This is a genomic window from Pelatocladus sp. BLCC-F211 (genome assembly GCF_041928655.1).
In the GTDB taxonomy this organism is placed as follows: Bacteria; Cyanobacteriota; Cyanobacteriia; order Cyanobacteriales; family Nostocaceae; genus Pelatocladus.
The window spans coordinates 16821-35008 of the sequence record NZ_JBHFLM010000243.1; the positions used below are offsets into that span (position 1 = coordinate 16821).

The following is an 18188-nucleotide window of genomic DNA, read 5'->3' on the forward strand; positions in this document are numbered from 1 at the left end:
TTACTGATGTTTTATATTTAGATACTATATAGAGTGCCTGCCGAAAATTGGCTTTCTAAGAAATTTTGCCGTCGTTTGGCATGAATATTCTTCATATGTTTTTTAACAGTGTTGATACTTATGTAAAGATAAGCTGCAATTTCTTTATAACTATAATTAGCTCTATATAAACACCAAATATCAGTTTCTCGCTGTGTGAGATGGTATTGTGCAACTTCTGCGATCGCTAAGTTTCTCATTGACTCATAACGATTTTCAATTGTAACTAAGAAACCAGAATCTTTGCATTTAGTTAAATCAAGCCATCTCACACGGACTCGAAATATTTTTGTCTTATTAAGCGAAATTTCATCAGATAAAAAAAATACTTTATTAAGCGATTGATTACGACTGACAAGTAACAACTCACAAATATGCCAAATAGCTTGTGGTAATTTGTGATCTTCATAGCTATCTTGTTGCAGTTGATGAAAAATATGATGTGCTGATGCATTAGCATAAATAAGTTCACCCGCTTCACTAATAATTAGCAATCCATCTTGCAAGCTTTCCATCACTTCTTGCAAAAAATCCGCTTGCTGACAAGAATGGTAAGTAGGATTATCTTTTGAATTTAGTAATAAATCTGTGAAAGCGGTCATAATAACTTAATTATTTATTTTAAACATTTGATTTTGAATTAATTTGCATAAAAATTCAAAATTTGTTCATAGCCGCGCTGAAGCGCAACCACAAACGAGAAACCTGTGGTACAGATGAAATTTTATTTAAGTTCCAAAATATTTTAGAAACCTATATTGATTGAAATTGACATAATTTAAATACAAATCTTTGATTGCTGATTTCGGATATATAGCAATCCTATATGATTTATAAGAATCGCAAAGCTCAGATGCCCGACTTCTCTTAAGAAATCGGGCATCTTGTCTCTCATGAAAGATTTAGATTTAATATTTGATTTTATACTTCATACATCATTGGTATCAATTAATTACCGCTCCCAGTCCCCGATATCCCATCCCTATTTTCAAGACACGTAACATCCCGACTCATCTATGCAAATTAAAACTATATTCTTTTTTACATTTTTTTAGAGAATCGTTAACTATAACATAAACTCCGTATGTTCGCGCCATTGAGTGCGTTACTATCCTAAATAATGTAAATGACATTACCAGAACTTATGGAGCCAGAAACTTTACCAACCGAGGTAATTCTGACGCATCCGCGTCAATCCCTCGGTAGTGTGAAACTTGATTGGATACCGCAACCGGGAAATTATCTTGATATAGAAGGAAAAACCTATGCTGTTTTAGAACGTCGTCACCGTTATCAGCTCAAGTCGGGGCGTTACCGTTTGTATAAAATAGCTTTGTATGTGCAATCTGCTAAACGACCAGAAGAAAAAAGCTGGTTGGATGGACGTTGGATTGTTGGCAATGCTAATTGCCGCTATAATGCTCATTCAGAAATTATTCGCTGTGCGGTTAATCCAGAAGGGCCATGCGAATCTTGCCGCTACTATGAAATCAGTGAACAGTAATCAGTTATCAGTTATCAATTGATAGCTGTTTGCTGCTAAATAGTAACTAGTAGCTGAATCAGCCTTCTGGCTTTATCCTTGAATATTTTCAAATACTTCTCCTACTGTTAAACGCATACCATTTACAAAATCCCATCCTGACTGGGGACGTTTCCCAGCTAACTGAACTTCTCGTAAAACTAACAAACCATCTCCTGTTTGCGCGATCGCTCCTATCCCCTTGGAAATGCTTACTACTTCCCCTGGATTACCTGATACTGTTGACGAATTAGATTCTTTTTGGAGATATTCCTGAAGCTCCAATGGTAATTCCTGCCAGTAAGTAGAGTCAAGGGGAGCGGTTGCAGTAATTTTTATTGGTTGGTTGCGAAAGCTAGTGATACAGTTGGGGTAAAAGCCTCTGATTTGATTGTGTAATTCGAGCGCGCTCTTTGACCAATCTAGTTGGTAATCTTCCTTTTTAATCAAAGGTGCATAAGTAGCCTCAGAATTATCTTGAGGAATTGGCTCAATCTCTCCACGTTCTAAACCGAGCAAAGTTTCTACTAGTAAATCTGCACCTGTTGTGGCTAGTTTTTCTGCTAAATCTTGGGCATTATCTAATAAGTTGATTGGTGTAGTAGCTTTTAATAGCATGGCGCCAGTATCCATACCCGCATCCATCAACATCGTCGTGATCCCTGTTTCTTTTTCCCCGTGATACAAACACCACTGAATTGGAGCTGCACCCCGGTATTTGGGTAAAATCGAGCCATGTACATTCACACAACCTAATTTAGGCATATCCAAAATTTCTTGAGAGAGAATTTGCCCATAGGCGATTACTACAAATACATCTGCGCCTATTTCTCTAAGTTGAGTGAGAGTTTCAGCATCTTTTTTGACTCGCTGGGGTTGCCATACTGGTAAACTGTGAGTCGTCGCAACAGTTTTGATCGGCGAAGGTATTAGCTGATTTCCTCTACCTCGGCGCTTGTCAGGCTGGGTAACAACTGTCAATACATCAAACTCTGGATGATTCAGCAATTTTTCCAGAGTCGGAACCGCAAATTGGGGAGTACCAAAGAATACAACTTTCATGGTTTGTCAATGATCAAGAGTCAATGGTCAATGGTCAATGGTCAAGAGTCAATAGTACTTTGTTAGTATTTATTCTCTTTACACGCCTCACCAATGACAAATGATAAATGACGACCCTCACCATTTAGCTTTAATTTGTGCGGATTTAGATCAGTAGAGTTATAATATATAAACTGAGTACTCAGTCAGTATAAACTGTATCTGTTACAACCAAGCTCTACTCTTCGGCTTTGTCTCGCAGCAAGCCAACCAGCGTCTACTATAATCAACATAAATTTTTATAAATTTTTCCAAGAAGCCAGCTGCTTTCGCCAAGCTTCTAGGCTAGGGTGTGTTACCAAGATTGCTATCGGCAAAAGATTCTGTTGTTGCAGTTGTTCTCAATATAGATTTCTTTTAGCTAAACTTTAATTAGTTATGGCTTGAGTTCGTTTAATTAGAACAATACTTTACTTTTGCTAAATTCCTGAGTTGTGACTGCACATGGTCGTTATCGGTAAAGTTTAATGTGGTAGGAACAAAATAAACAGGCTTGCTCTGCCAATTTCAACCTACCCATCTTTGATATCTCTAGTAGTCAATATCACAAATTAATGAAAAATTAAGTAATGACTACAGAGTGATGCTTAGATGCTGATTAAACTGGGTTTTAGCATCAGCAAGAATTTTGTCCGGTAGTGACAAGCGTCAACTTATCATCCGTCAGTGTCTTGCTAGTATATTTTGCTAGCTTGTATTGGCTGTTAGTATTTTGTAAGAATTCTTACACAAGAATTTGTAAAATTATGGCAAATTTTAGTGATTTATCTAGTGAATACAGTTAGTTTCCTGTTATACATATAATCGAAAGTCTGCTCCATAACTATACTGGCGTCACTTCTCACACAGCAACCGCCCTCTAGTAGAGTCAACCAATGCTTAAACATCTTTTGCTGTCAGGATGGTTTCGCGTACAACCATTCTTCAAGTATGTTGTCGTCTTGATGCTGATCGCGCCCCTAGTGGATGCATCTAGTCACTCTTCCTCAGCGCAATCACAAACAGCTAAAAGTACTTCGATGATGACGGAGTTAGCATCTGCTTCTACGCAAACAGATGCTAGAAATATCTCTAGTCAGAATCAAGTATCAAAACTAGCTAATATTGACTCTTTGGCAGGCAAACACCAATCCTTACAAGTGTCTATAGCTACTGCTGAACCGCAAATATTAATAGTCGATAAAGTAGATTCTTGGGCAGTAGAAGGTGATTCTCTATCGGTGATCGAAATACCTGATAACGACTCATTGGCGGCGGTAGAACTCGCACCAGCAAAAGTGCAACCGGATTCTGTATCTGGAGGACTGTCTACTAGTCAAATCAGTTTAGTGGAAAAGTTAAAGGCTGCAAAACTACAGTCTTTAGAGGGCGATAAAATTTATCTATCGATGGATCAGTCTAATAGTCCATCACCTCAAGCAGCTACGATAGTAACTCCACAGTACAAAGAATTACCTGTAGTTGAACAATCTGAGCAAGCACAACAACAACAGCAAGATCCAATCGCCAGTCCGCATCCAATTCCTTGGAATTGGATCATGACTACACATCAAACTGTTAGTTCTAAAAACGGTTCTGGAGTACGCTATTATCGCAGTCTACCTGTAGTTTCTCCAGATGGTAGATATGCTGCTTACAGCCGTGTCCAATTAGAAGTAAAACCAGAACTCTATAACAGCCGTGTCAGCAGCGTTTTGTTCTTAGAAGACAGACAAACTGGGAAATTGCGGGTGGTATCTTCCACCTCTCGCAACATGGATACTTTAATCAATGCCAAAGTTTCTCATGATGCAAATGGTGAAGGGACAATTGGGGTATTAGTTCCCGTCAGTTGGTCAGAAAAAGGCGATCGCTTCCTAGCACGCAAATTTGAAGCTGTATTTAATACGTCTGACGCTACAGACAGAGCGGTAATTTGGGATCGACAAAGCGATCGCATTAACACCATCTCTCCTGCTTATGATGAGCAAGAACATGAAAAAATTGCCGTACTCTTAGGCTGGAGTAAAACCCAACCTAATAAAATTCTATTCCGTAGTGGTGAAATGGGCGAAGAAGAATGGCCTGTATTGGCAGTTTCTAACGATGGTAGTACAGCTATAGCCACAGACACAGATAAAGCAGTAACTTTTGGTGAAAAAGTCAAAGAAGTCTGGCCTGGCCCGCAAGTAGCTTATCGCTGAAAATACCTCTAACCCTCCTCACCTCACAAAGGGGAGGGGAGAAAACAATTAAAAATTAAAAATTAAAAATTAAAAATTGGGAAGAAGAAGAAGGGGACAAGGGGAGCCACTGCGCCCTTGCGGGTTAAGAGCGTTGTAGCAAGTGGCGTGGACAAGGGAGAATTATTATTAATTGTAAATTTATGCGATCGCTCCAACAATGATGAATGATGAACTATGCTTTTTCATAATTCACCATTGATAATTCATTATTTAGATCATGTCTCAAGAATTTCCCATAGGTAGCAAAGTCCGCGTTATCGCCTTACCCCCCTACGTTAAAACAGCCGATCCTATGCCTATGTTACGTCCGCCTGATGTGATTCGTATTGGCGAAGAAGGTGTGGTACTGGATCGTCGTCCTGCTGGATACTGGGGTGTCCGTTTCAGTAAGGGGGCTTTTCTGATGGAAAGCCAATATATTGAAAGTGTAGAAGCTAGCGAAGCTGAGAATAGCGACGAGTAATTGTAAACTTGTGTTAAGTTGTGATTCTGGTCAGCACAATGACTTCTCGCCGCCATTTTTTAACTATATTATTCGCTAGTTGTTTTACACTCATTAGTTGGTTAAATTTTGTCCCAGTAGCTAACGCCTTGGGCGGAAAACTTCCCGCTATTAACCAACCTGCTCCAGAGTTTTCTTTACCAACCAACTCTGGCGAAGGTAAAATTTCTCTTTCTGATTATCGTGGTCAATGGGTAGTTCTTTACTTTTATCCCAAAGACTTCACCCCAGGTTGTACTATAGAGGCCCGTCGGTTTCAGCAAGATTTACCCAAATATCTGGAAAAAAATGCACAAGTAATTGGTATTAGTGCGGACGATATAAATTCTCATGCCGAATTTTGTGATTCCGAAGGACTAAAATTTCCTCTATTGGCAGATACAACAGGCGCAGTTAGCAAAGCTTACGGTTCCTGGATGAGCTTTATTTCTGTGCGTCATACATTTATTATCGATCCCCAGGGTATTGTGCGAGAGACTTTTGTCAAAGTTAATCCAGCCATTCATAGCCAAGAAGTACTAGCCAGATTAGAGGAATTGCAACAAACCACCTTGTAGCCCTCAACTAGAGACGCGATATATCGCGTCTCTACACAGCAACCAATAGTTATTGATAATTAGCTTTAGACTTATTAGTAAGAGTCATTGATCATTAGTTATTCTGGACTAATAACTATGAATTTTAAAAGCGAAGTAAATCTTAAAGATAATACACAAAACTTAAATTTTTCTCAGCCCACTATCACCCGTAAACCGTTGGAATTACTCAGAGATACTGAGGCTTTACTGCGGCGTCCAACAGTGGCAACATTAGTACCAATACTGCCACCAAAGTTAGGAGATAACTTACAAATTGCCTCTTCGGTAGCAGAAGAATCATTACATGAATTAGCAGAAATCGACTTAGAGACGATCAGCGATTGGGAACTACGGCCTCTACGGATGCGGATTGGGTTAAGTTTTGTTGGATTTGGAGCGCTGATGACTGTTTTGCTGCTACTTTACCTCAATACTCTGTACTCACAATTAAGTCCAATTGAGCAGATCGGGAAATATTGGCATCAATATGTTTGGTTTGTTTGCTTAGGTGTAACCGGCATGTTTATTCTAGGTCGAGAGGCAATGCGTCCGATTAACAAACCTCGAAAATCAGGTAAGAAATAAATTCGCGTCATCCCAACTAAACTAATTTGATTGTGAAACCAGGTTCAAGGTTTTTTCTCGAACCAGGACTAAAGCATGTGTCTTAGTATATTTTATCCATGCTAATAACAACATAGTTTACACACCTCGCTGTTACTGATATTATTTTCTCAAAGTAAAAATCACTCAAACTGAGAAATCTATAAAGTTAAGTAAAGAACATAGACAGCAGCTCTTGCAAACTTAAGGGATGTTAGAGCGCAAAAATCGATTTAATAAACATAACCTCAACATATTGCCGTAAGGATAGGTGGCGAATATGGAACCGAGAAGACTTGCACAATTTCTTAACTTTTTGCAAGAAGATTTAGCAATTCCTAACGCTGACCTACAGTTAGCATTACGACACCCTGAACAGACTCCAAATTTGTTACCAATAATTCTGTGGCAATACGGACTGGTAACATTGAACCAGCTGGATCGTATTTTTGACTGGTTGCAGCGGAATGTTTGAGGTTAAGCCACGATGAAAACACAAAAACGTCTGGGAATTTTGACGGACAAATTACCAAATTATGCGTCTACCGATTTATAGCTGTAACCTGCCATTGTGTTTTGCAAAAACGCACCCTACTATGAATTTGATACCATTAACTAAAGTGGGCGATCGCACCTCTGGAGCAGATTTTGCAAACACACTATGGCAAAGCGTAAAAAAAGCAATCTTCAATGGATTAAAGAAACGCTTGAACTAAAACCCGATCATCACTGGGAATCTCCATCTGGCTACAAAATTTTTGTTGCAGGTAGGGGAGCTGTTCGCTTTAATGTTCCCCAAAATTGGGTTTTGGAGCCACAAGAAAAATCGTTCAAGTTCCTCGATAAAAAACCACCTAACGATGATTGTTGCTTAGAAGTCTCATTTAATTACCTCCCCCCCAATGATTGGAGTCTGTTTCCACTCAAACCCACTTTAAAGAAAATTATAGACAACGACGAACGCAACGTCATTGCGAAGGGAGAAATTGTTACTGTCAAACGCCAAACAGCCAGAATTATGTGGGCAGAAATTAAGTTTATCGACACCCAGGAAGAACCACGAGAAGCTTTTTCGCGGACTTGCATTGGTTTGGGGTCAAATGTTCAATGCTTGATTACATTCGATTATTGGGCAGATCAAGCAGAACAGCTAACACCCATTTGGGATGAAGTGATGCGTAGTGTCACACTAGGGTTGTATATTCGCGATCCAAGAACTGGTTTAGCTTTCCCAGATTAAACCATTCCTCTTAGTGTCTTAGTGCCTTTGTGTTTCAAAAATAATTATTTCACCACAAAGACACTAAGACACTAAGAAAAACTCATCTGACTAAATTTTTAACTTTCCTTGAAAGACTTGTTCTGCTGGGCCTGTCATATAAATTCGTTGATCAATTTCTGACCAAGCAATTTGCAAACAACCTCCAGGTAATTCTACAATTGCAGTGCGATCGCATCTTTCTGTTAGCACTCCAGCTACTAAAGAAGCACAAGCACCTGTACCACAAGCTAAAGTAATCCCCGCACCACGTTCCCAAACGCGCATTTTTAGATAATCTCGGCGGACAACTTGAATAAATTCAGTATTTGTTCGTTGGGGAAAAACTGCGTGATGTTCAAACTGCGGGCCAATATTCTCTAGGGGAATTGCTGCGACGTCTTCAACAAAAGTTATGCAATGGGGATTACCCATGCTGACACAGGTGACATCCCAAGTTTTTCCTGCTACTTCCAAGGGTTGGTTAATAACTTTCTCATCAGCAGGACATAAAGTAGTAGGAATCTCGCCAGCAAGTAATCTGGGGATACCCATATCAACTTTTACTTGTCCATCGGACATCAGTTCGGGTGTAATTACACCAGCGAGGGTATGAATCCGATATTGATTACTCTGACGTGAGTCACCCTCTAATTCAGCCAAAAACGCAGCTAAACAACGAATACCATTACCACACATTTCGGGTTCGGAACCATCGGAATTAAAAATCCGCATTGTGTAATCAGTATTATTTTCACTTGGCAAGGCAAAAATAACACCATCAGCACCAATACCAAAATGGCGATCGCACAACTGCACTGCTTGTTCTGGAGTGATTACAGGCTCTGAATCAGAGCGATTATCTATCAAAATGAAATCGTTACCCAAACCGTGATACTTAGTAAATTCTATTGCCATTCCCAAAATCCATGAACTATATTTGTGTTTTGTCATTGGTCAATAGTCCAGAGTCCATAGTCATAACTGTTGACCATTGACCATTGACCATTGACTATTAAATTATGATTACCGAATTTGACACTTCTTTACCCAGCACTCGCCAATTACAAAACCTGATTAAACAAGCAGTAGCGACTGAGATTAAGTTGCTGACGGGTGATATATTGATCGGAAGAGTAATTTGGCAAGATCAATACAGTGTGTGTCTTGTGGATGATACCAGTCAACAGGTGATGATTTGGAAGCAGGCGATCGCTTATTTGAAGCCTTTGAGTAATTAGCCAAGTCAACTTGTTAGCCAAGAGCAATTCCTGGATGCAACCGTGTAAAATCAATGAAAACGTATCAAATCGCATGACTAACCTTAAGCGTCCAAATTCCTGAGTCTTTGTACAAACAAATGGAAGCTTTAGCAACAAAAGAAAATATTTCAATAGAACAACTTGTAGCAGTTGCTCTATCTGCACAAATCTCCGCCTGGATGACCAAAGATTACTTACAAGAAAAAGCTCAACGCGGTAGTTGGGAAAAATTTCAACAAGTTTTAACTAAAGTTCCTGATGTAGAACCAGATGATTACGACAAACTTGATTAATTAGGTAAAGGATGTCAGCAATCAAATGCTAGAAAGGGTAATACTTCATAATTTCAAAAGCCACCAATCTACAGAATTTAGTTTTGATAGTTCCCGATTACATGGACTTGTAGGAAAAAATAGTGCTGGAAAAACATCAGTATTACAAGGCTTGCATTATTTAAGCAGGCTTGCTGATTCATCATTTGCAAAGATATTTCAGTATGACAGATTACCTCAGTTTCTGACAACAATCGGCAAAAAAGATATGTCTGTTACTGCAAATGGTTTTTGGGGATATAACAAACCACAGAATTGGCAAGCTTCTTATAGTTGGAGGCAGCAAAAAAATGATTCTTGGCATCCAACAGCATCATGGAAGATAGATGAAAAGGAAAATAGTTTGGAAGGGTGGTCAAATTCTTTAAGTGGATCTCCAGATGCAATCCGTTATTCTTTAAAATACGCTGTTTACCTGAAATTAGTTGCAAGTAATCTTGCCAAAGCAGCTTATAGTGATGAAGTCACACCGAGAGTTGAATTCGATGGTTCAGGACTAGCACCCACTTTAGATTTTTTGCGTGATGAAGCTCCAGACAAATTTCAATTATTAGAAGAAATGTTGAGTAGGATTGTGCCAAATGTACGCAAAATAGGAATAAAGCGAGCAAAGGTTCCAGTGATTCGTAAACGTTTAATCGAAGTTGATGGTAAGTCTATTTCCTATGAAGAAAGTCAGGAAATGACAGGGCAAGAAGTTATACTTGACATGAATACGGGTGAGCGTATTCCAGCCCATGCAATTAGTGAAGGAACAATGCTAACTCTAGGTTTGTTAACTGTGTTGAACAACCCTAGTCAACCTAATTTAGTGTTTTTAGATGATATAGAACAAGGGCTTCATCCAAAAGCACAACGTGAGTTGATGACTGTTTTTAAGGAAATTATTCAAGATAATAAAAATCTGCAAATTATTTTCTCTACCCACTCTCCATATATTATTGATGAGCTTATTCCTTCTCAAGTACATATATTAAATAACAGTAATTCAGGCTTTACAATCTCCAAACGTTTAGATGAACATCCTGATGTAGAATGGGCAAAACAAACTTTAACAACTGGTGAATTTTGGGATGCTGAGGGTGAAGATTGGGTTGTTGCAGGAGAAGTTTGTGATTGAGTTTATTGTAATTGTGGAAAGTGGCGCAGATGCACGAACTGCTACTAAATTAGCCGAGCGCGTTTTGAGGGAAAAAATCGATTGGTTAGATGATGAAAGTATTCAGTATTATTTTAAGTGGAGTGGTTTGCTGTCAGGGACAGAGTATTCCTGCTGGAGGGACATTATAAAAATCATTAATGATGCAAAAGAGCAATTCAAATATAAACCTTCAAGATTTCTGGGTCATGATAGTAACAGTGTACCTTTAAAAGCCGATGGAGCAGCATCTATAAAAATTCTTCATTTAGTACGTTTTCTTCAAAGAAGACGACAGATTAAAGCTATTATTTTGATACGTGATTTAGATAATCAACCAGAGCGTAGAGAAGGACTTGAGCAAGCACGTTCACAACATATTAATCAACAATCTCTACTAGAAATTGTTATTGGTACAGCTAACCCAAAACGTGAAGCATGGGTTTTGAATGGGTTTATTCCATCTAATCAAGAGGAAGAAAATAATCTAGAAACAATCAAAACCCAATTAAATTTTGATCCTTGCATCGAGTCACACAGACTATGTGCTACTTCATTTAAAGAACCTGAGCGACTTAGAAATTAAAAAGTAGTGGTCGAGTTGCTAACGAGCAAAGATATGGAACGCGAACGGCTATGCTGGGAAGATACAAGTTTAGAAATTTTACGTGAAAGAGGGGTTCATACAAATTTGAAGGATTATATCTGTGAAGTGGAGCAACGATTGGCTCCAATTATTTTGTCTGAGTAAAAAAAGAAGCTTATGATAGTGACGAATTAGCTAACAGAAGATTGGACGATTTGATATCAAGCGATCGCTTCCTCAATAGCTACTTTAAATAAATCAACAAATTCAACCCTGGAATGGTGCGAGATAGTGTCCACAACAGGAGGGTGATGTAAAGTATTCCCAGGCTCCACTGATACCAAGCTAATGTGGAGATGATACCGGGGAGGTGTTTGTCTCGCAAGCGAACGTCGTTAAAACCTAATCTCAAAAGATTGTTGAGACTAAAGTCGTAGTAGTTCAGCCAATTCCAATGACGATCCCATAATAATGGCATGTAGCGATCGCGAAATACTTCATACCTGGGAATCACGGGTAAGCGTCCAATTAATAATCTTAACTGTCGCATACTCCCATCTTCTGTGAAGTAGGAAGTGTCCATTAAGTCGTGATAGCGTCCTTGTTGATATAGTCGCAATAATAAAATTACTGGTACGGGAACAATAATGATCACAAGACACGCGAGTGTCAACCAGGGTTGTTCAGCACTGCGAAGAATCGCCAATAGTCCCAACAGTGTTAAGACACTAAAACTTGTCAACATCCATATACTTTCGTCAATTGTCGGAATAATGACGTTAGGATACAGACGACGCAGCCGATCTATCAGCCAAAATAATAAACCAAAATAGGCGATCGCGATCGTTCCGACACCAAAGACTAAGCGAAAATCTGTACCGTAACCAGAAAGTAGTAGTAGTAAACTTAATGTCAGCCAATTCCAAGCTAATAGTAACCACCCACCCAAAAACAATGGTTCCCCAACTACTATTTGTGAACTGAGTTTGGTGTAGGTTTCTAAATCAATATCAGCAAGAGTAAGTAATTCACTTGTATTACGAAACGGTTTAGTTAATCGACGATGGGCGATCGCTTCTGCTTGAGTTGGAGAGAAACCTATTTTAATTAAACTAGTTTGCGAAGCATCATTAATATTGATCGTAAGCAAACGACGAGTTAATTCTGCTAGTCTAAGTTGCTGTTTTGTATATTCGATTTGATTCGCATCAGCAATTTGCTGCAACTGGCGGAAATTTTGTCCTAAATTCCGCAAGACGTTTTGATTCCCTTGCAGTGTATTTACAAATAACTTCTCACCAATTTGACCAGAATTTCCTAATATTTTAGCTTGATTTGAGTTAAAAGCTAGTCCAGATACATTTAAAAAAGCAGTTTTAGCAAAGCCAGCATCACTAAAATCGGCTTGGTTGAGAATGCTAGCACCCCGCAGATTCACGGGTTGATTAAACTGTGCTTCTCGAAAAGTGACTGCTTGCTCAAAAGTTGCTTCTGTTAAGAATAGAAACTGATTGAAAATAGTTTTGGTAAACTGTGCCGAATTAATAAAACGTACTCCAGAAAAATCTACATTATTTTGCCACTGGACACGATTAAATTTAGCCAATTGTTTAAAATTGGCTTGGTTAAAATTGGTGGTATCCTCAAAAAAGCTTTCTTGAAAAAATGCGTTTTCTTGAAATTGCGTTTGTTTGAAATTAGATTTATCAAAGAATACGCTGTTTTGCCATTGACTTTCCCGTCGAAAAGTCGCATTGTTAAAGCTAGCAGAACGACTGAAACGTGTTTCTTGCCAATTGGCTAGTTGGTTAAAAATAGCACCTTGAGCATTGACAGATTGCAGAAAAAATGTATTATTAAACTGGACTGTACCAGTAAAATGAGTTTTTTCTAAAACTAGCGAACCACGGAAAACACTGATTTCGCTGGATGCTGTAGCCGGAGTTGCTAAAAGCGATCGACAATCTTTAGAACTCGGTAAAGCAACAGTCAGTGATTGTAAGCAAACTTCTCGTAAGCGTTCGAGTTGTTCTTGTTCAGCAGCAGTGAAAATTGGTGCGATCGCTTGCGCGTAAAGAGGGGTTCTTAAACCCAAATCACTACCAACAAAATCTCCTTGAATCAAAGAATTACTCAAGTCTAATCCCAAGGGTTTGGAACCTGTTTTTTGTAATTCTTTTCGCAGCATTTGATAAAAAGCATCACGGAAAGCTGCGTTTTCTGGGCGCAAATCAATCACCATCTGTCGTAAATCTACTGATAAATTTCCTTCACGGACAGTTGGTGTACGCAATCTTTCTTGCAACAGTTCTAAAGTTAAGGGTGTGCGTTCTGCTTGTGCAAAAGCGCTTTGGGGAAATGAAAACAGCAGCAGCGTCAACAAACTAATCAAAGCGATACAAAATTTATTCACCACAACTCCACTTGCTGTCTCAATTCTTCCATATCTAAATGATCACTTGCAAAAGCTTTTCGTAAAAGTGCATGGGGAATAAACTTGTCATACTTTTGAATTTCTGGCGCTTCCGCATCACTCAATAAATTCTCAGCTGTAATTCTTTGCTCACATAAAGAAATAATTTCTGGATATAGAGAATTAACCTTTGTTTTGTCTAATTTAACAGTCAGATAATACGGATTCACACCACCAATACTTTTAATTCCCAGAGATTCACGACAAAACATATTCAGCAACCTTTCCAAAGTTCGGTAAGCGATGGTACCCATCCAAGGAAAAATGCAACACTTATCTTTAGCCAAGAGTAAAATATTTTTTTGATCTAAACCAGAATTGCGTGTGAGTTCGCGAACCAATCGTAAACGTTGAACCGCATTAATTTGTAAATAAGGATATTCAATATCTTCAATCAAAACTTGTCGCATTCTTTGGAGAATACGTGTATGAATCATACCACCGCCACCCCGCCAAAAAATACTTGCTTGACCTTCAACCTGTTTGACTAAAATAATCTTCTTTTTAAAATCAACTTCTACAACTTCCCACGTTCTCCCAGCCAAAGCAAACTGATTACCTACAGGTGGCGGCATAGATATACTACCAATTTCTGTGGCTCCTTGCTTCACAGCAAATTCTTCATTATCTGGGAAGACAGCATAAAATTGAAATTTACCCACCACCCTTTCACCAGTCAAACCTAAAATGAGTTTACCTTGCTCAGTCAATTGCAGATGATCGATATCAATTAAATAGCGCAATAATAACTTAAAATCATCTTTAGAAACAGCAGCAAACACAGGTAAACCCAAAACTTTTTGAGCAAGAAGCACTGGCGAAATTTCCCCAACTGCTACTAAAATACTCATAGTTTGGTGATACAACAAACTAAATGGATATCTCAAAGGCTTAATCGGTTCAATCCATTTTTCCTCTAAATAAAGTTGAATAATCGCAATACACTGCAACAATTGCCAAGGAATTTGTTCCGGTAGAAGTGCTTCTGATAATAATTCCTCTTCAGCACAAATAAAGCGCATATCAGCAGCTTCACCTCTTCTACCTGTACGTCCCAAACGTTGTAAAAAACTCGCTACAGAAAGCGGTGCTTCCAACTGAATCACCCGCTCAAGATAACCAATATCAATACCTAATTCTAAAGTCAAAGTTGCAGCAGTCACCGCAGGTCGATTTGCTTCCCGCATCGCACTTTCTGCAACTTGTCGCAAGCGAGCAGATATACTACCATGATGTACATGATATATATCCGCTTCTCCTTCCTGAGCCGCAATTTTTCGTAAAGTTCCAATCACCGCTTCAGTTTGTGATTTATTATTAGCAAAAATCAAACACTTACGATTCTTACTCAAATTAAAAATATATCTCTCATAACCACTCTCTCCTCCCACTAACTCACCTTCTTTCCTTCCTTTGCGAACTTTGTGTACTTTGTGGTTCGTTATATCAACAACCCCATCATCATCACCAAAATAAAAATGCTCCAAAGCCAATCTAACCTGCCTATTTCCACCCTCAATCCTTGGCGTAATAACTAATCTTTTGCTCCCAGAAGATAACCACTCCTCAGCCAGTGCATAATCACCAAGAGTTGCCGACAAACCAATTCTTCGGGGTTGCTTTTGCGTCAAATGTTCTAACCGAGCCAATTGACAAAGAATCTGACAACCCCTTTCCGTACCCATAAAAGCATGAATTTCATCAATGACAACAAATCGTAAGTCACCAAACAAACGCATCAGGTCATGATATTTATTAATTAATAAACTTTCCAAAGATTCTGGTGTAATTTGTAAAATCCCTAAAGGCTTTTTGAGAAGTTGCTTTTTATGACTTTGAGAAACATCACCATGCCAATACCATACAGGAATATCTGCTTCTTTGAGTAAACCATTCAGACGTTCAAATTGATCATTAATTAAAGCTTTAATTGGCCCAATATATAATGCACCAATTGTACTAGACGGATTTTCATGTAATAAAGTTAAAACTGGCAAAAACGCTGCTTCTGTTTTTCCAGCAGCTGTAGCAGCAGCAATTAATAAATGAGCATCCGTATCAAAAATTGCTTGACATGCTGCAATTTGAACCGGACGTAATTCCGTCCAGTTGTGATTGTAAATATATTCTTGAATAAATGGTGCAAGCCGGGAAAAGATGTGTAGATTATTTTCGTCTACATGTATTTGTTGTGGCATTAATACAAGTTTGAATACTCAAAATTTTGATCAAGTATATCCCTACACCCCTACACCTGTGTTTATTTAGAGATTACCTGCAACAAATATTTTTTCAGGAGCGATCGCTAATTCTGGCAAAGTCCGCGATACAATCTTTTGGCGCTTAGTTGCTGGTATTGTAACCATCCCGATTGATTTCGAGAATTTCTAGACTATTTATATCCTAACCTGGAAATATCTATGCAAGCTTGAGAAACTATTGGGAATGCTAGTTAAAGATATTGGCGAACAAGGGCTTTTACAAATTTTGCAGCGCTTCTGTCCCGCAGAAATTATTGGGGACGATGCAGCAGTAATTGCTACTGAACCGGAGCAATCTGTAGTAGTTACTACCGATGTTTTAGTTGATAAAATTCACTTTAGTGAGATTACAACTTCAGCAGAAGATGTTGGTTGGCGAGCTGCTGCTGCTAATTTGTCGGATATTGCAGCAATGGGTGCTTCCCCATTAGGAATTACTGTGGGATTGGGACTACCTGGTGATGTTGCTGTGAGTTGGGTAGAACAAATGTATGCAGGTATGACACAATGCTTGCAACAATACAATACTCCGATTGTGGGTGGTGATGTTGTGCGATCGCCAGTAATTACCATAGCGATTACTGCTTTTGGTCAAGCTTACCCCCAGCGAATTATTCGCCGTAATCAAGCTCAAGTTGGAGATGCAATTGTTGTTACTGGTGTTCACGGTGCTTCCCAAGCAGGCTTAGAATTGCTCTTGCATCCCGAAAAGGCAAAAAACCTCAGCCAGGAGGAAACGAAGGCTTTAATCCGCGCTCACCAACGTCCAAAACCCCGATTAGATGTCTTACCCATCCTTTGGCAAATTCTTGATTCTTCCTACAGCCCTACACCCCCACACACGCCAGGTGCTACAACTTTGGGAACCAAAGCAACGCACTGGCTCCCTTACACCCCTATTTCCCACTTCCCGGTATCCGGGATGGATAGCAGCGACGGTTTAGCAGATGCAATAGTACAAATTTGCCGTGCTAGTAAAGTTGGTGCTGTTGTAGAACGTACACAAATACCTATTCCACAAGTATTTGAGCGCTGGCTGACCAAAGAACAAGCTCTACAGTATAGCCTCTACGGTGGAGAAGATTTTGAATTAGTCTTGTGTTTACCCAAACAGCCTGCTGATAAATTAGTACAACTGCTTGGTCAAGGTGCTGCTGTTGTCGGAGAAATTACAAACGGCTCAAGTGTAGTACTACAAGACCAAAAAAAAGAAATCCCCAACCAAGTTTTGAGTCTCAGTCAGGGATTTCAGCATTTTGGTCAATAGTTGGTAGTTGATAGTTAGTGGTTGGTCATCAGTGCCAAAAATTCTTCTAATCACTGTTATTTTAAACCACTTTTACATCAGAAAATTAACCGCTTTTAAGGCTTAATGTTCAGTTGTGTTAACGCAGCATTTCCCCTCACAGTTACGAGCGCTACGAATGCAACCATGATGAGCGTAGCGTTGGCTGTGCTTATAGACAGTAGGCAAAGCTAATAGTTGCAGTGGTATTCCCGTTACTTTCCACAACAATCTCCCGAATGAATGTAAAATGTCCCATGCTTCAGATGTGCTGGGATTTTCCATGAATTCTAGCACCTCACTCTTAAATGCTTGCCACTGTGAGGTAATACTAGGTGGGTGGCAGTGGTCGTAAGCTGCCATGCCAGCGTAATAATTATGCAGCATTTCCCGGATTGACATATCCAAAAGCAAGCAAGCTTGTCCTACAGCTTCAAATCTACACAAAAAGTAGAGCGATCGCACTCCAACAGTTTTCTAACAGTGAAGTAGAACAGCTAGGGGCGTGATAGCGTGAGATTTGAGTACTGTTCAGACTCCAGACCAATTGAACGCTGTGTTTCTTTAGGATTTTCTTTAATGTGGTTCAGTATGTCGCTCATGTTTCTGTGTCAAAAAAGCTTTTTCATGTTCTTTTAGTACAGAATATTACTATTTTGGAGATGTGTAATGGTGTCAAATTATAAGTCTGGACAACTTGGCTTTTTTATGATGTTTTAGTAGAGCTGGAAGACGCGATAGCTTCGGAACTATCTCTACCTTTTGACCGCATTTATACGCGAGATGGTTTGTCACAGTTTATACTATTTTAGCGTCGCCTATGACAAGGGCAAAGCCATAGACCCAGTTAAGTACTTCGCTGCAAAAGAAAATCAGGATTTAGTTGACACTCTGCGCTCTGAAGAGACGCAGATTCTCGCATCAGATTCAGCAACAGCCGAATCCAAATGGGCATTGTCAAGATGCCTCTAGACGCTCAGACCTGCTACCGATGCGATACAGGCGTTGCGCTTACTTATTCAC

The 18188-nt window shown here is 39.2% G+C and carries 18 protein-coding genes and 1 pseudogene; 13 read left to right on the forward strand and 6 right to left on the reverse strand.

Annotation, left to right across the window (positions count from 1 at the left end):
- Positions 1-17 precede the first annotated feature (17 nt).
- Positions 18-641 carry a helix-turn-helix transcriptional regulator gene (locus ACE1AT_RS29030; RefSeq protein WP_374874613.1) on the reverse strand — a complete coding sequence of 208 codons (624 nt, stop codon included), beginning with the start codon at positions 639-641 and terminating at the stop codon, positions 18-20.
- A 542-nt stretch (positions 642-1183) separates the two neighbouring features.
- Between ACE1AT_RS29030 and ACE1AT_RS29035 the strand changes: the two genes are divergently transcribed.
- A complete protein-coding gene (locus ACE1AT_RS29035) occupies positions 1184-1543 on the forward strand; it encodes a DUF6464 family protein (RefSeq protein ID WP_374874628.1) in 360 nt (119 codons plus the stop codon).
- Between the two features lie 72 nt (positions 1544-1615).
- On the opposite strand, the gene fmt is transcribed toward ACE1AT_RS29035, so the two are convergent.
- A complete protein-coding gene (gene fmt / locus ACE1AT_RS29040; RefSeq protein WP_374874614.1) occupies positions 1616-2623 on the reverse strand; it encodes a methionyl-tRNA formyltransferase in 1008 nt (335 codons plus the stop codon).
- A 983-nt stretch (positions 2624-3606) separates the two neighbouring features.
- On the opposite strand from fmt, the gene ACE1AT_RS29045 reads away from it, so the two are divergent.
- The 6 genes from ACE1AT_RS29045 (at position 3607) to ACE1AT_RS29070 (ending at position 7810) form a co-directional block, all read left to right on the forward strand.
- Complete coding sequence (locus ACE1AT_RS29045) at positions 3607-4845, forward strand: hypothetical protein (RefSeq protein WP_374874629.1); 1239 nt, start codon at positions 3607-3609, stop codon at positions 4843-4845.
- A gap of 259 nt (positions 4846-5104) precedes the next feature.
- Entirely contained in the window at positions 5105-5350 is a 246-nt protein-coding gene (gene sipA / locus ACE1AT_RS29050) for a regulatory protein SipA (RefSeq protein WP_374874615.1), read from the forward strand.
- Between the two features lie 38 nt (positions 5351-5388).
- Positions 5389-5946, forward strand: a complete 558-nt coding sequence (locus ACE1AT_RS29055; protein WP_374874616.1) for a peroxiredoxin — start codon at positions 5389-5391, stop codon at positions 5944-5946.
- A gap of 117 nt (positions 5947-6063) precedes the next feature.
- Positions 6064-6552 carry a hypothetical protein gene (locus tag ACE1AT_RS29060; RefSeq protein WP_374874617.1) on the forward strand — a complete coding sequence of 163 codons (489 nt, stop codon included), beginning with the start codon at positions 6064-6066 and terminating at the stop codon, positions 6550-6552.
- Between the two features lie 298 nt (positions 6553-6850).
- Positions 6851-7045, forward strand: coding sequence for a DUF2949 domain-containing protein (locus tag ACE1AT_RS29065; protein WP_374874618.1), 195 nt, complete (start codon positions 6851-6853; stop codon positions 7043-7045).
- Positions 7046-7231: 186 nt separating this feature from the next.
- The gene (locus ACE1AT_RS29070; protein WP_374874619.1) at positions 7232-7810 is read left to right on the forward strand and encodes a hypothetical protein; all 579 of its coding nucleotides are present in this window, start codon (positions 7232-7234) and stop codon (positions 7808-7810) included.
- A 90-nt stretch (positions 7811-7900) separates the two neighbouring features.
- On the opposite strand, the gene dapF is transcribed toward ACE1AT_RS29070, so the two are convergent.
- A complete protein-coding gene (gene dapF / locus ACE1AT_RS29075) occupies positions 7901-8746 on the reverse strand; it encodes a diaminopimelate epimerase (RefSeq protein WP_374874630.1) in 846 nt (281 codons plus the stop codon).
- A 104-nt stretch (positions 8747-8850) separates the two neighbouring features.
- Between dapF and ACE1AT_RS29080 the strand changes: the two genes are divergently transcribed.
- The 4 genes from ACE1AT_RS29080 (at position 8851) to ACE1AT_RS29095 (ending at position 11146) form a co-directional block, all read left to right on the forward strand.
- Positions 8851-9069, forward strand: a complete 219-nt coding sequence (locus ACE1AT_RS29080; RefSeq protein ID WP_374874620.1) for an RNA chaperone Hfq — start codon at positions 8851-8853, stop codon at positions 9067-9069.
- Positions 9070-9188: 119 nt separating this feature from the next.
- Complete coding sequence (locus tag ACE1AT_RS29085) at positions 9189-9383, forward strand: hypothetical protein (RefSeq protein WP_374874621.1); 195 nt, start codon at positions 9189-9191, stop codon at positions 9381-9383.
- A 25-nt stretch (positions 9384-9408) separates the two neighbouring features.
- Positions 9409-10542 carry an AAA family ATPase gene (locus ACE1AT_RS29090; protein ID WP_374874622.1) on the forward strand — a complete coding sequence of 378 codons (1134 nt, stop codon included), beginning with the start codon at positions 9409-9411 and terminating at the stop codon, positions 10540-10542.
- A complete protein-coding gene (locus ACE1AT_RS29095) occupies positions 10535-11146 on the forward strand; it encodes a hypothetical protein (RefSeq protein WP_374874623.1) in 612 nt (203 codons plus the stop codon). Before ACE1AT_RS29090 ends, ACE1AT_RS29095 begins: the two co-directional genes overlap by 8 nt.
- 244 nt (positions 11147-11390) lie before the next feature.
- Here the strand turns inward: ACE1AT_RS29095 and ACE1AT_RS29100 are convergent, their stop codons facing one another.
- Both ACE1AT_RS29100 and ACE1AT_RS29105 read right to left on the reverse strand, forming a co-directional pair.
- Entirely contained in the window at positions 11391-13559 is a 2169-nt protein-coding gene (locus ACE1AT_RS29100; RefSeq protein ID WP_374874624.1) for a pentapeptide repeat-containing protein, read from the reverse strand.
- The gene (locus ACE1AT_RS29105; RefSeq protein WP_374874625.1) at positions 13556-15817 is read right to left on the reverse strand and encodes a DEAD/DEAH box helicase; all 2262 of its coding nucleotides are present in this window, start codon (positions 15815-15817) and stop codon (positions 13556-13558) included. Before ACE1AT_RS29105 ends, ACE1AT_RS29100 begins: the two co-directional genes overlap by 4 nt.
- 247 nt (positions 15818-16064) lie before the next feature.
- Here ACE1AT_RS29105 and thiL point away from each other — a divergent pair, with 247 nt between their 5' ends.
- Entirely contained in the window at positions 16065-17147 is a 1083-nt protein-coding gene (thiL, locus tag ACE1AT_RS29110) for a thiamine-phosphate kinase (RefSeq protein ID WP_374874626.1), read from the forward strand.
- 102 nt (positions 17148-17249) lie between these two features.
- Here thiL and ACE1AT_RS29115 read toward each other — a convergent pair whose 3' ends face one another.
- Complete coding sequence (locus ACE1AT_RS29115; RefSeq protein WP_374874627.1) at positions 17250-17630, reverse strand: hypothetical protein; 381 nt, start codon at positions 17628-17630, stop codon at positions 17250-17252.
- Positions 17631-17851: 221 nt separating this feature from the next.
- On the opposite strand from ACE1AT_RS29115, the pseudogene ACE1AT_RS29120 reads away from it, so the two are divergent.
- Positions 17852-18047, forward strand: a pseudogene (locus ACE1AT_RS29120) (IS4 family transposase); the annotation flags it as partial.
- Positions 18048-18188: the final 141 nt, after the last annotated feature.